This is a genomic window from Aminomonas paucivorans DSM 12260 (assembly GCF_000165795.1).
Taxonomy (GTDB): Bacteria; Synergistota; Synergistia; order Synergistales; family Synergistaceae; genus Aminomonas; species Aminomonas paucivorans.
Window position 1 is genome coordinate 1,239,231 of record NZ_CM001022.1, and the last position, 11,814, is coordinate 1,251,044.

The following is an 11,814-nucleotide window of genomic DNA, read 5'->3' on the forward strand; positions in this document are numbered from 1 at the left end:
ATTCTGCGGGAAGGAGGCAGGGGGCTTCCGAGATGCCCTTGACGAGGCAACGGGCAGAATCGAAAGTGGAGGGCATCCACGGTGTCTCGGCGGGGCCCTTCGGCCCACCGAAGGCATCCTCGGGAGGAGGACCGGACATGGGTATGAGGCGCAAGGACAAGGAGATCACGGACCCGGCGGTGTTGGAGGCCATCCTCCGCAAGGGTCAGGTGTTGCATCTGGGCCTGGCAGATGTGGGGGGACAGCCCTACGTGGTGCCCCTGGGGTACGGCTATGCCCCCGGGGAGGTGGTGCTCCACGGGGCTATGAAAGGGCTGAAGCTGGACCTGATCCGCCAGAACCCCCGGGTGAGCTTCAACGTGGTGCTTCGTCCCGAACTGGTGCGGAACCCGGACCCCACGGAGTACTCCATGCGCTATATCAGCGTCATCGGCACGGGGGAAGCGGAGATCCTGGAGGACCCGACGGAGAAGCAGCGTTGTCTGGACGTCCTGATGGGGCAATACGGCGGCCCCCAGGACCCCCTGCCCGAAGAGGCCCTGGCCCGTACCGCCGTGATCCGCCTTCGGGTCACCTCCCTCACGGGCAAGTTCTCCGGCTATCCCAAGCCTTTGTCGCCCCAGGATCTATGATCCCCCTCTCCCGGCTTCTGCAGGGGGGGAGCTTTCCCGGGGACTCCCTCCGGTTCGGTCCGAGGAGGGGATCGGGGCCGGTGGTGGTGTGGCACCTCACGGACCGATGCGGCCTCCGGTGTCGGCACTGCTATGCCGAGGCCACGCCGGAGGGAGAGCGTTTCGTCTCCCTCCGGGAGGGATTTCGCTGTCTGGAGACCTTCGCGGCCTGGGGGGCTCCGGCGGTGCTCCTCTCCGGGGGGGAGCCCCTGGAATCGCCCCATGGACGCGCCTTCCTGGAGAGGGGGGCGGAGTTGGGGCTGTCCCTGGCGGTTTCCACCAACGGTACCAGGGTGGACGACTCCTGGGCCGAAGCTCTGGCGAAGCGGGGCGCCTACGTGGGGGTCAGCCTGGACGGGCCGCAGGAGATCCACGACTCCTTCCGGGGGGTACCCGGGGCCTGGAACGCCGCGGCGGCGGGGCTGGAACGGCTGAAACGCGCCGGGGCCCGGTGCGGGCTGCGGGTCACCCTCTGCCGGAGCACCCTGCCCGGGGTTCGGGACCTGCTGGAGTGGGCTCGGGGACGGGTGGACCGGGTCTGTCTGTACCACTTCGTCCCTGCGGGGCGGGGGCAGGAGGGGGAGTGCCTCTCCTCGGAGCAGACCCGGGAGGTGCTGGAGTGGCTGTTCTCCTGGGTGCGCCGGGAGGCGGGACCCCTGGAGGTCCTCACGGTGGACAACGCGACGGACGGGATCGCCCTGCTGGGCTACGTGAAGCGGGAGCTGCCGGAGCGGTTTGGGGAAGTCCGGGAGCTGCTGGCCCGACAAGGGGGCAACCAGAGCGGTCTGCGGATCCTCTCGGTACGCTGGGATGGGCTGGTGAGCCCCGATCCCTTCTCCTTCTCCCATCCCCTGGGGCGGCTGGATCGGGACACGGGAGTCTTGTGTCCGGAGGGAGACCTCCAGGAACGTCTGAAGGATCGGAAGCCCTATCTTCCCCCCCGTTGCGCCTCCTGTCCCGGCCTGCCCCTGTGCAACGGCAACCTTCGGGCCCGGGCGTCGGGAACGGGAAGGGGCTTCTGGGGGGAGGACCCGGGGTGCTACCTCTCGGGCCGGGAGATCCGAGAGATCCTCTCATGAATCCCCTGCCCCGATGGGCGGGTCTCCTGGAGGAGGGGCTTCCCCTGACCCGGCGCCCCTTCCGGGACCTGGGGGCGTCCCTGGGGACGGGAGAAACCGCCCTTTTGGAGGAGGTGCGGCGTTTTGCGGCGGAGGACCCGCGCTACCGGGGGTTTCGGGCGGTCTGGAGCGCCCGGGCCTTCGGCTTCGCCGGAGCGCTGTGCGCCTTTCTCGTGCCCCGGCCCCGGGTGGAGGGGATCCGCGGGACGTTGGCGGGGTTCCCCGGGGTGACCCACGGCTACCTTCGGGAGCACCGAATGAACCTCTGGCTCACCCTTCAGGCCCCGGACGAGAGGGTCCTGCGGGAAGACGCCCGGCGGCTGCGCTCTCTCCTGGGGGCGGAGGAGGGGGTGGTCCTTCCCGCACGGAGGGTGTTCAAGCTCCGGGCCCGGTTCGCCCCCTCGGGGTCTTCGGTCCTCTTTCGGGAAGAGGAGGAGGTTTCCCCCTGGGGAGAGGAACCGAGTCAGGAGAGACGTACGATCCTGGTGACGCGCTCCGAAGAGGGTTTCCCCCTGGAGGCGGAGCCCTTCGACGCCCTGGGGGAGGCGGCGGGGCTGGAGGGTGAACGGGTCCTGGCCTTCTTTCGGAGGTCCCGGGACCGGAGGCGGCTGCTTCGGGTGGGGTTGACCCTGCGGCACCGGCTTCTGGGGTGGAGGGAGAACCTTCTGGTGGGCTGGCAGGTTCCCGAATCGAGGTTGGAGAGGGCGGGGCAGGCCGCCTCGGCCTGCCCCGGGGTGAGCCACTGCTACGCCCGAGGGGATGCTCCGGGATGGCCTTACAACCTCTATGCCATGCTCCATGCCCGAACGGAAGGGGAACTTCGGGACCTTCTGGCTTGGCTGGAGGGGCGGGTGCTTCCCACGGACCGGGTGCTTCTCCCCACCCGGGAGGAGCTTCGCAAGACCGGGGGCTGCGTGGGGAGCCTGCTGGTCCGAAGGGGAGAGGGGGATTAGGGGCGGTTGTGACGTCCTTCGTGCTCCAGGAGCCAGGCTTTCTTGTCCAGGCCTCCGCCGAAGCCCGTGAGGGTCCCGTCCTTGCCCACCACCCGGTGGCAGGGCACCACGATGGCCACGGGGTTGGCGTGGTTCGCTCCCCCCACGGCCCGAAAGGCCCTGGGACGTTCCACCTGCCGGGCGATGTCTTCGTAGGACGCCGTGGCCCCATAGGGAATCTCCCGCAGGGCTTCCCAGACCCGGAGCTGGAAGGGCGTTCCCTCCAGGGCCAGGGGCAGGTCGAAGGTCCGGCGCAGCCCCAGGAAGTACTCCTCCAGTTGGTGGATCAGCCGGTCCAGGAGGGCTTCCGCTCCGGGTGCGGCAGGTTCTTCCTGGAGCGGCAAGGGTTCCTCCCCCAGGAAATGGATCTTGCGGACTCCCGCAGCGGTGCTCCGCAGCTCCAGAAGCCCCACGGGGGAAGACCAGACGCGCAGAGCCTCCGATTCCACCACGTTCCCCATCTTGGTCTCTCCTTTCGGTCTTCTTGCGCCGCCGTCCCCTTGTGGTATTCTTGCGTCCTGAACGGATTCCCGCAGGACGGGGAGGAAAGGGGACGGATCGTTGGAAGTCAAGCCCATCAAGAAGATCAAAAAACTGAAGAAGCTCAAGCTGTATGGTTTCAACAACCTCACGAAATCCCTCAGCTTCAACCTCTATGACGTATGCTATGCCAAGACCACGGAACACCGCAACGCCTACATCGACTACATCGACGAGGAATACAACGCCACGCGCCTCACGGGGATCCTGACGGAGGTGGCCCGGATCATCGGGGCCAACGTCCTCAACGTGGCCCAGCAGGACTACGACCCCCAGGGTGCCAGCGTGGCGGTGCTGATCTCCGAGGAGAAGGTGGGGGAGGAGTGTCCTCCGGAGATCTGCGACAGCGAGACCCCGGGGCCCCTGCCGGAGACTCTCCTCGCCCATCTGGATAAAAGCCATATCACCGTGCACACCTACCCGGAAAGCCACCCGGACCGAGGGGTCTGCACCTTCCGGGCGGACATCGACGTGTCCACCTGCGGGCGCATCTCTCCCTTGAAGGCGCTGAACTACCTGCTGCACACCTTCTCTCCCGACATCGCCATCATGGACTACCGGGTCCGGGGATTCACCCGGGACATCTCCGGGGAGAAATACTTCCTGGACCACAAGATCAACTCCATCCAGAACTTCATCTCCAAGGACACCCGAGAGCTGTACCAGCTCATCGACGTGAACGTCTACCAGGAGAACATCTTCAACACCAAGATGACCCTGAAGGAATTCGATCTGGACAACTACCTATTCGGAACGGGGAAGAAATCCCTTTTGCCGAGGGAAAAGAAGCGGGTCAAACAGGAGATCAAGAGGGAGATGGCGGAGATCTTTGCGGGACGCAACCTGCCCAGCTTCTAGGTCTTCGGGAAGGGCCGTGGGGTTTCCCGGAGAAGCGAGCCCTGGAAGGACAGGGCACGAAGAGGACGCCGTCTGGATGGGCGAGGCCCTCGCGGAGGCGCGCCTTGCCCTGGAGGAGGGGGAGATCCCCGTGGGAGCGGTGGCGGTGGACCACGGGCGGATCGTGGGGAGGGGACGGAACCGCCGGAAGCTCCAGGAAGCCCCCTTCGCCCACGCGGAGATGGAGGCCCTTCGAGATGCCTGTGCGTCCCTGGGGACCTGGCGACTCGATGGGGTCACCCTCTACGTGACCCTGGAGCCTTGTCCCATGTGCGCCGGGGCGATCCTTCAGACTCGGGTGGGGCGTTTGGTCTTCGGGGCCCGGGACCCCCGGGCGGGGGCCTGTGGCTCCCTGGTGGACCTGCTTCGGGACCCGAGGCAGACCCATCGTTGCCGAGTCCGGGAAGGGGTGGGAAGGGAGGAGGCGGCCTGCCTGCTCGGGGACTTCTTTCTCCTCCGACGCCGCACTGGACAAAGGAAAAGGCTTCTCCTATAATCCCCACCGTTGACCGTTCCTGGTCCTGAAGACGATGCGGAGGGGTGGCCGAGTGGTCGAAGGCGGGCGACTCGAAATCGTCTAGGCGGTGCTGAGCCGTCTCGTGGGTTCAAATCCCACCCTCTCCGCCAGAATGGATTCGGCGGCTCCGGGAGATCCTCCCGGAGCCGCCTTGTTGTTTTACCCCCCCCGCGACTCTTCGCCAGAAGAACTATCCTGCGTGGTTCGGTGCAAACATCGAAACGCCAGAAAAGTCTTGACTTTGGATGTCTGGAAGGCCGTTCCCTTGGATGGGGTTGCTGCCTGGGAATGGTCTTGTCCAGGCGGTCCTTGCTTGACAAGGGATAAAGGTCCCTCTATTCTCCCCGTAATGATGCAGAAGGGGGAGTATTTGATGGCAAGACCGGTGAAGGAAAAGGAGATGACCGAGAAAATGGAACCGAAGAAGACTCGTAGGCCCAGGAGAAGCCCCGAAGAGCTTCTTGCGGAACTGGACAAGAAACGCCAGAGGTTGGAGAAGCGCGTCCTCAAGAAGAACCAGGAGGCCGTGTTTGCCGTAGGTTCGGCGTTTCTGAAGCTTACGGAGATGGACCTGGCCACCATGGACCCGGAAGTCGTGGGCCGCCTGGCGGAGGACCCCAAGTTCGCCAAGGAGTTCGTCCAGGGGCTTCGGTAAGTCTCCTTCCCTTCCGGAGATGCGGGACCTCTCCCGGAGGCCGCGACGGGCCTTGCCTTCCGGGGGGGAATTGGGTATGATGCCCTCCGTGACGTCGTGAGGCGTCCCTTCAGGCGGAGAGGTGGCTGAGTGGTCGAAGGCGCTCGCCTGGAGAGCGAGTGGGCGGTATAAAAGCCGCCCCGGGGGTTCAAATCCCCCCCTCTCCGCCAGGTCGTTCGGAGGTCCCGGGATTCCGGGACCTCCTTTGCGCACCCTGCGGATCTCCCCGAAGCCCGACTTCGAGGGAGTCCGTCACAAGGCCCCCGAAGGGCGGCCTTCTGCAGGGGATCCAGTCCCGTGCGGCGAAATCCCGTGAACCCCGCCAGGTCCGGAAGGAAGCAACGGTAAGCGGATCGTTTCGGGCGCCACGGGGTCGCTGGGTCCCCTGCAGAGGGCCGCCCGACTTCGTGTTTCCCCGGGAGGTGTTCTGCCTGTCCCCCCTGCCCCCAAACCTTCTTCTTCTGCCTATGGAGCTTCTGCCCCGTGACGAGGACCGCCTTTGGGCTCTCCCGGTCTACGGTGTGGTGGTGGAGTCCTTCGAACGGGGTCTGTTCACCCGATCCCGGTATCGTCGGGAGCTGTTCTTGGTGGATGCCCTGGGCGGACGTGTGGAGACGCTGGAGGGACAGACCCGGGAGGAGATGGAGCGCCGGGTCCGTCCCCCCGAGGAGAGGTGGTCTCCCTCCGTCCTGCCCCCCGTCCTGGGGGAGGCGCAGGCCCTTCGGCGAGCGGAGGCTTGGCGCGGGGAAGAAGACGCCTCGATCTGGGGACGCCTGCTTCGTCACACCCGAACCTTCGGGGTTCCCGATTCCGTCCGGCTGTGGCATCGCCTCTATCTGGAACGGGGGAAGGACGAGGTGTGGGATTCCTTTTCCGGGCGCCGGGTCCCCTCCGGGGCGCTGTGGCTCCTGGCTCTGGGGCAGGGAGAGCCTAGCCCCGAGGAGCCCCGGGACTAGCCGTTGGGGCTGATGTCCAGCAGGGTGCGGATGAGTTTTTCCATGTCCTCCATCTTCTTGGGGGCTTCCTCCTTGCCTTCCTCCACGAGACAGCGCCGGACGTAGTTTTTCAGGATCTCGATGCAGGCGTTGTGCATGGCTTTCCGCGCGGCGGTGAGCTGCACCAGGATTTCGGAACAGGGCTTGTCCTCGATGATCATCCGTTGGATGCCCCGAAGCTGTCCCTCCACCCTTTTGAGCCGGTTGAGCATGGCCTTTCGTTCCTGGGGCAGGGCCTCCAGTTCTTCGATGAGCGAGCCGTTCGTCATGGGGTGACCTCCTCTGTTGGGCTGAATATACCGGGTATATGTTATCCCCTCCGTCCCTTGCTGGTCAATCTCTCCTCGTGATATACTGACCGATGGTCCAAACCACACACGGATCGACGTCCGGGGTGTTGCCCCACGGGGTTCCCCGGAGGGAGGACGTCCGTGGAGGGAAAAACGGAGGAGGGAACGACATGGCAGTGGTCAGCATGAAACAGCTTCTGGAGTGCGGGGTCCATTTCGGGCACCAGACCCGTCGGTGGAACCCGAAGATGAAGCCCTTCATCTTCACGGAGCGCAACGGCATCTACATCATCGACCTGCAGAAGACCGTCAAGGGATTGGAGAAGGCCTACGATTTCGTCCGGGAGATCTCCAAGAGCGGGGGCAGCATCCTGTTCGTGGGCACGAAGCGCCAGGCCCAGGAGCCCATCCGGAACGAGGCCCTCAAGTCCGGGCAGTTCTACATCAACCAGCGTTGGCTGGGGGGGCTGCTTACCAACTTCGCCACCATCCGTCGCCGGGTGAACCGCATGGTGGAGCTGGAGCAGATGGAAAACGACGGCTCCATCAACCGCTACCCCAAGAAGGAAATCATCCAGCTTCGCAAGGAGCGGGAGAAACTGGAGAAGTACCTCTCCGGCATCAAGGACATGCGGGAGACCCCCGATGCCCTCTTCATCATCGATCCTCGCAGGGAGACCATCGCGGTGCAGGAGGCTCGCAAGCTCCACATCCCCGTGGTGGCCATCGTGGACACCAACTGCGACCCCGAGGTGATCGATTTCCCCATCCCGGGGAACGACGACGCCATCCGGGCCATCGAACTCATCACCGGTCTCATGTCCAGCGCCTTTGTGGAGGGCCGCCAGGGCGTGGACGGGGCGGTGCAGCCCGAGGAGGCCGTCGAGGAACCCGCAGAGGTGGTGGAGACCGTCGAAACGGAAACCATCGTGGTTCGCGAGAAACTTCACGACGCTTACTCCGAAGTGGGGGAGAAGGTCGTGAATCAGGAACTGGAAGACCGTAAGGGTTGGAAGGAGGCTTAGGGGCATGGCCTTGGACATGGAATCGGTGAAGGAGCTGCGTGCCCGCACGGGCGCCGGAGTGCTGGACTGCAAGAAGGCCCTGGCGGAATGCGGGGACGATGTGGAAAAGGCGGTGGATTACCTTCGGGAGAAGGGACTCGCCAAGGCGGCCAAGAAGGTGGGTCGCACCGCCGCTCAGGGATTGGTCTTCAGCTACATCCACACCAACGGGAAGATCGGTGTCCTGGTGGAGCTGAACTGCGAGACGGACTTCGTGGCCCGCACCGACGAGTTCCAGCAGCTGGGACACGAGATCGCCATGCAGATCGCCGCCGCCAACCCCCAGTACGTCTCCCCTGAGGAGGTCCCCTCGGACGACCTGGAGCGAGAGAAGGAGATCTACCGCAACCAGGCTCTGGAAGAGGGCAAGCCCGCCCACATCGTGGACAAAATCGCCGAGGGTCGGGTGAACAAGTTCTACGAGGAGACCTGCCTCCTGGAGCAGAACTACATCCGAGACCCGGATCGCAAGATCAAGGACATGGTGATCGACAACATCGCCAAGATGGGGGAGAACATCGTGGTCCGACGCTTCGCCCGCTACTCCATCGGCGAATAGACGCAACGGGGCAGCGAAGGGCGAGGGATTTCGATCCCTCGCCTTTTTCATGGGGTTCGACGGACGACGAAAACCCGGAGGAGGCATGGACGATGAAACGACCCTACGAGCGGGTGCTGCTGAAGCTGTCCGGGGAGATCCTGGCGGGGCATCAGGGTTTCGGCCTGGATCTGGAGGCCGTGGCGGGGATCTGCGAGGAGATCGCGGAGGTGGCCCGTTCCGGCGTGAGCGTGGCCATGGTGGTGGGAGGGGGCAACATTCTCCGGGGGCAGCAGGCGGTGCAGAAGGGCATGGAACGGGCGCAGGCGGACACCATGGGGATGCTGGCCACGGTGATCAACGCCCTGGCCCTGCAGGACGCCCTGGAGCGGCTGGGGGTCTCCACCCGGGTGCAGACCGCGGTGGAGATGCGCCAGGTGGCGGAACCTTTCATCCGGCGTCGGGCCATCCGGCACCTGGAAAAGGGGCGGGTGGTGATCTTCGCCGCCGGCACCGGATCCCCGTATTTTTCCACCGACACCGCCGCGGCCCTTCGGGCGTCGGAGATCGGGGTGGAGTGCTTGTTGAAGGCCACGAAGGTGGATGGTATATATGACCGAGACCCGGCGCTGTACCCCGATGCCCGGCGTCTGCCCCGGGTCACCTACCAGGAGGCCCTGCAGATGCAGCTGAAGATCATGGATGCGGCGGCGTTTGCCCTGTGCCAGGAAAACCGCATCCCCATCGTGGTGTTCGACGTGCTGAAACAGGGGAACCTGCGAAAGCTACTCCTGGAGGGAGAGCAGGTCGGTTCCCTGGTCGAGTGAGTCGGGATTCGGAGCCCGGCCAATCTTCAGGCGAAGGAGTGAGCGGCATGCCGCAGAGCCAGATCAAGGACATGAAGCATCGCACCGAGAAGTCCATCGAGCACCTGAAGACCACCCTCCAGGGGATCCGCACCGGGCGGGCCCACCCCGCCCTGGTGGAGGAGATCAAGGTGGATTACTTCGGCACCCTGACGCCCCTCAAGCAGATGGCCATGGTGAACATCCCCGAGTCCCGGCAGATCGTCATCGCCCCCTGGGACAAGACGGCCCTCAAGGCCATCGAGAAGGCCATCCAGGCTTCCTCCCTGGGGGTGAACCCCCGCATCGACGGGGAGAGCATCCGCCTCACCCTCCCGGAGCTGACCCGGGAACGGCGGGTGGAACTCTCGAAGCTGGTGAACAAGTATTCCGAGGAGGCCAAGGTGGCCATCCGGAACATCCGTCGGGAGGTCCTGGAAGCCCTCAAGAAGATGGAGAAGGACGGGACCATCAGCGAGGACGAGCTGAAGAAGCTCCAGAAGGAAGTCCAGGAGCACACCGACGAGGCCACCCGCAAGGTGGAGCAGGCCACGGCGGAGAAGGACAAGGAGATCCTGAACGACTGACCTTCAAGGGAACGCAAGGGAAGAAAAGAGAGGAGCGGCCCCCTTGGGGGGCCGCTCCCTTGTTTTTGGGGTTAGAGGCTGTTCAGGAACCGGTGGAGCCGTTCCATCCCCTGGGCGATGTCATCGGGGGAGCAGGCGTAGGAGAAACGCAGGAATCCCGGGGCGAAGAAGGCCGTTCCCGGCACCGCAGCCACCAGCTGTTCCTCCAGGAGCCGGGCGGAGAACTCCCTGTCATCGGGCAGGGGGGAACGGGAAACGTCCAGGAAGACGTAGAAGGCTCCCTGGGGGACCCGGAAGCGCACGTAGGGCATCTTCTCCAGCTCCGCCACCATCAGGTTCCGACGTTTTTCGAAGGTCCCCCTCATGGACTCCACGTCCGCCTCCGCCCCCTGAAGGGCACCCAGGGCAGCCCACTGGGCGATGGAGCTGGCGTTGGAGGTCAGGTGCCCCTGGAGGGCGTTGATGTCGTCGATCCAGGACTTGGGTCCCAGGGCGTAGCCGATGCGCCACCCCGTCATGGCGTAGGACTTGCTTGCCCCGTTGAGCAGCAGGGTCTGGTCCTCCAGGTCCGGGGCGACCTGGAGGAAGTTCACGTGCCGGGCCTCCCCGTAGACCAGCCGCTCGTACATCTCGTCGAAGATCACCCAAAGGTCCTTCTCCCGAGCCACCTCCGCCAGCATCCCCAGGACCGATGCGTCCCAGACCGCACCCGTGGGGTTGCAGGGGGTGTTGACGATCATGCCGCGCGTCGCGGGGGTCAGCGCCGCCTCTACCGTCTCCCGAGTGGGGACCAGGTCGGTACCCAGGGTGTCCACCAGGACCTCCCGGCCCTCCGCCATGTGGAGCTGCTCCACGTAGCTCACCCACGCGGGGGTGAAGAGGAGCACCTCGTCTCCCGGATCCACTGCCGCCTGGAGGGCTTCATAGATCAGGGGCTTGCCCCCGCAGCCGATGAGGATGCGGGAGGAGGGGATGTCCAGGCCGAAACGCCGGGCGTAGTCCCCCCGCACGGCGTCCCGCAGCTCCGGGATGCCCCCTACGGGGGTATAGTGGGTCTCCTGTCGACGGATGGCCTCGACGGCGGCGGAGTAGGCCGCCTGGGGACTGCCGAAGTCCGGCTCCCCCGCGGCGAAGGAGATGACGGGTTTTCCCTCGTGTCGCAGGGCCTTGGCGCGGTTGGTCAGGCCCAAGGTGGCGGAGGGGTGGAGACGTTGGACGCGGGCGGATCGTTTCACATGGCATCACTCCCAGCGAGGAAATTCTTTGCATTATAACGGAGGAAGGGGTTTTTGTGAGGATCGACCATATGCCGCAGTGATGACGCGTTGTCAGGGCGGCTGTGATACAATGGCGTTACCAAGCAAGATGGGAGGGATGGCGATGGAAGTACGCTTTGTCACCCGAAACGTGGAACTGGTGGATTCCATCAAGGAGCACATGGAGAAGAAACTGGGGAAGCTGGACCGCTTCTTCGACCGCATCCTGGATACCCAGGTGGCGGTGGACTTCAAGCGCGGCATGTTCGTGGTGGAGATCACCTCCAACGTGAACGGCCTCGTCATGAGGGGGGAGGACTACGCGCCGGACCTGCGGAAGGCCTTCGACAAATCCCTGAAGAACATCGAGCGGCAGGTGAAGCGGCACAAGGACGTCCTTACGGATCGGCTGCAGCTCAAGACCCGGGACATCTCCTTTGATCTGGAGCCGGAGCCCTTCCCCGCGGAGGCGGACAAGGTCGCCGAAGAATCGGGGAAGGTCCAGATCGTCAAGACGAAGCGGTTCCCCGTCCGCGTCATGACCTCCCAGGAGGCGGCGCTTCAGATGGACCTGTTGGGGCACAGCTTCTTCGTGTTCCGCAACGACCAGTCCGGGGACTTCAGCGTGGTCTATCGGCGCCGCGAGGGAGGCTACGGGGTTCTGGAACCCCAGGAGTAATCCCTTCGGGGTGGATCCGGACGGCAGCCAGTCGGCGGGGGGGGGCCTTGGGCCTCCCCCCGCCTTGACCTTGCCCCCCCGGGGCGATAGCTTCTTGAGGATGCCGCCTCGGCAGGGTGTGGCCAGGAACG

The 11,814-nt window shown here is 65.0% G+C and carries 15 protein-coding genes, 2 tRNA genes and 1 other RNA gene; 15 read left to right on the forward strand and 3 right to left on the reverse strand.

The features are described from left to right. Nucleotides 1-137: 137 nt before the first annotated feature. The 3 genes from APAU_RS05710 (at nt 138) to APAU_RS05720 (ending at nt 2,742) form a co-directional block, all read left to right on the forward strand. Nucleotides 138-632, forward strand: a complete 495-nt coding sequence (locus tag APAU_RS05710; protein ID WP_006300778.1) for a pyridoxamine 5'-phosphate oxidase family protein — start codon at nt 138-140, stop codon at nt 630-632. An 80-nt stretch (nt 633-712) separates the two neighbouring features. After that, entirely contained in the window at nt 713-1,750 is a 1,038-nt protein-coding gene (locus APAU_RS14650; protein ID WP_050792479.1) for a radical SAM protein, read from the forward strand. Next, nucleotides 1,747-2,742: an Lrp/AsnC family transcriptional regulator gene (locus tag APAU_RS05720; protein WP_006300780.1), complete on the forward strand. Its 996-nt coding sequence runs from the start codon at nt 1,747-1,749 to the stop codon at nt 2,740-2,742. The genes APAU_RS14650 and APAU_RS05720 overlap by 4 nt, the downstream gene beginning before the upstream one ends. Here the strand turns inward: APAU_RS05720 and APAU_RS14655 are convergent. Then, nucleotides 2,739-3,242, reverse strand: coding sequence for a methylated-DNA--[protein]-cysteine S-methyltransferase (locus APAU_RS14655; protein WP_006300781.1), 504 nt, complete (start codon nt 3,240-3,242; stop codon nt 2,739-2,741). The two genes, APAU_RS05720 and APAU_RS14655, sit on opposite strands and share 4 nt — an antisense overlap. 100 nt (nt 3,243-3,342) lie before the next feature. On the opposite strand from APAU_RS14655, the gene speD reads away from it, so the two are divergent. From speD to APAU_RS05755, 7 genes are all read left to right on the forward strand, one after another. Next, nucleotides 3,343-4,179 (forward strand): adenosylmethionine decarboxylase, encoded by an 837-nt coding sequence (speD, locus tag APAU_RS05730; RefSeq protein ID WP_006300783.1) that lies wholly within the window; start codon nt 3,343-3,345, stop codon nt 4,177-4,179. 16 nt (nt 4,180-4,195) lie between these two features. Next, nucleotides 4,196-4,714 (forward strand): tRNA adenosine(34) deaminase TadA, encoded by a 519-nt coding sequence (gene tadA / locus APAU_RS05735; RefSeq protein ID WP_269490262.1) that lies wholly within the window; start codon nt 4,196-4,198, stop codon nt 4,712-4,714. Nucleotides 4,715-4,752: 38 nt separating this feature from the next. After that, a tRNA-Ser gene (locus tag APAU_RS05740) sits at nt 4,753-4,845 on the forward strand. A gap of 263 nt (nt 4,846-5,108) precedes the next feature. Further along, entirely contained in the window at nt 5,109-5,390 is a 282-nt protein-coding gene (locus APAU_RS05745) for a hypothetical protein (protein WP_006300785.1), read from the forward strand. 115 nt (nt 5,391-5,505) lie between these two features. Beyond that, nucleotides 5,506-5,599 (forward strand) — tRNA-Ser (locus APAU_RS05750). Between the two features lie 116 nt (nt 5,600-5,715). After that, nucleotides 5,716-5,815, forward strand: an RNA gene (gene ffs / locus APAU_RS12785) — signal recognition particle sRNA small type. Between the two features lie 21 nt (nt 5,816-5,836). Then, a complete protein-coding gene (locus APAU_RS05755) occupies nt 5,837-6,385 on the forward strand; it encodes a hypothetical protein (RefSeq protein WP_006300786.1) in 549 nt (182 codons plus the stop codon). On the opposite strand, the gene APAU_RS05760 is transcribed toward APAU_RS05755, so the two are convergent. Then, nucleotides 6,382-6,693: a metal-sensitive transcriptional regulator gene (locus APAU_RS05760; RefSeq protein ID WP_006300787.1), complete on the reverse strand. Its 312-nt coding sequence runs from the start codon at nt 6,691-6,693 to the stop codon at nt 6,382-6,384. The genes APAU_RS05755 and APAU_RS05760 overlap by 4 nt on opposite strands. A 191-nt stretch (nt 6,694-6,884) precedes the next feature. On the opposite strand from APAU_RS05760, the gene rpsB reads away from it, so the two are divergent. From rpsB to frr, 4 genes are all read left to right on the forward strand, one after another. Next, entirely contained in the window at nt 6,885-7,739 is an 855-nt protein-coding gene (rpsB, locus tag APAU_RS05765) for a 30S ribosomal protein S2 (RefSeq protein WP_006300788.1), read from the forward strand. Nucleotides 7,740-7,743: 4 nt separating this feature from the next. Then, nucleotides 7,744-8,337, forward strand: coding sequence for a translation elongation factor Ts (tsf, locus tag APAU_RS05770; RefSeq protein ID WP_006300789.1), 594 nt, complete (start codon nt 7,744-7,746; stop codon nt 8,335-8,337). A gap of 92 nt (nt 8,338-8,429) precedes the next feature. After that, nucleotides 8,430-9,143: a UMP kinase gene (gene pyrH, locus APAU_RS05775; RefSeq protein WP_006300790.1), complete on the forward strand. Its 714-nt coding sequence runs from the start codon at nt 8,430-8,432 to the stop codon at nt 9,141-9,143. Between the two features lie 47 nt (nt 9,144-9,190). Next, complete coding sequence (gene frr / locus APAU_RS05780; protein WP_006300791.1) at nt 9,191-9,748, forward strand: ribosome recycling factor; 558 nt, start codon at nt 9,191-9,193, stop codon at nt 9,746-9,748. A gap of 71 nt (nt 9,749-9,819) precedes the next feature. Here the strand turns inward: frr and APAU_RS05785 are convergent, their stop codons facing one another. Beyond that, a complete protein-coding gene (locus tag APAU_RS05785; RefSeq protein ID WP_006300792.1) occupies nt 9,820-10,983 on the reverse strand; it encodes a pyridoxal phosphate-dependent aminotransferase in 1,164 nt (387 codons plus the stop codon). Between the two features lie 145 nt (nt 10,984-11,128). On the opposite strand from APAU_RS05785, the gene hpf reads away from it, so the two are divergent. Continuing rightward, nucleotides 11,129-11,683, forward strand: a complete 555-nt coding sequence (hpf, locus tag APAU_RS05790) for a ribosome hibernation-promoting factor, HPF/YfiA family (RefSeq protein WP_006300793.1) — start codon at nt 11,129-11,131, stop codon at nt 11,681-11,683. Nucleotides 11,684-11,814 lie beyond the last annotated feature (131 nt).

Excerpts from the sequence above, each read along its gene's own strand:
- APAU_RS05710 (WP_006300778.1), top strand. The coding sequence starts at position 138 with ATGGGTATGAGGCGCAAGGACAAGGAGATCACGGACCCGGCGGTGTTG.
- APAU_RS05720 (WP_006300780.1), top strand. The coding sequence starts at position 1,747 with ATGAATCCCCTGCCCCGATGGGCGGGTCTCCTGGAGGAGGGGCTTCCC.
- APAU_RS14655 (WP_006300781.1), bottom strand. The coding sequence starts at position 3,242 with ATGGGGAACGTGGTGGAATCGGAGGCTCTGCGCGTCTGGTCTTCCCCC.
- APAU_RS05745 (WP_006300785.1), top strand. The coding sequence starts at position 5,109 with ATGGCAAGACCGGTGAAGGAAAAGGAGATGACCGAGAAAATGGAACCG.
- APAU_RS05760 (WP_006300787.1), bottom strand. The coding sequence starts at position 6,693 with ATGACGAACGGCTCGCTCATCGAAGAACTGGAGGCCCTGCCCCAGGAA.
- rpsB (WP_006300788.1), top strand. The coding sequence starts at position 6,885 with ATGGCAGTGGTCAGCATGAAACAGCTTCTGGAGTGCGGGGTCCATTTC.
- tsf (WP_006300789.1), top strand. The coding sequence starts at position 7,744 with ATGGCCTTGGACATGGAATCGGTGAAGGAGCTGCGTGCCCGCACGGGC.
- pyrH (WP_006300790.1), top strand. The coding sequence starts at position 8,430 with ATGAAACGACCCTACGAGCGGGTGCTGCTGAAGCTGTCCGGGGAGATC.
- frr (WP_006300791.1), top strand. The coding sequence starts at position 9,191 with ATGCCGCAGAGCCAGATCAAGGACATGAAGCATCGCACCGAGAAGTCC.
- hpf (WP_006300793.1), top strand. The coding sequence starts at position 11,129 with ATGGAAGTACGCTTTGTCACCCGAAACGTGGAACTGGTGGATTCCATC.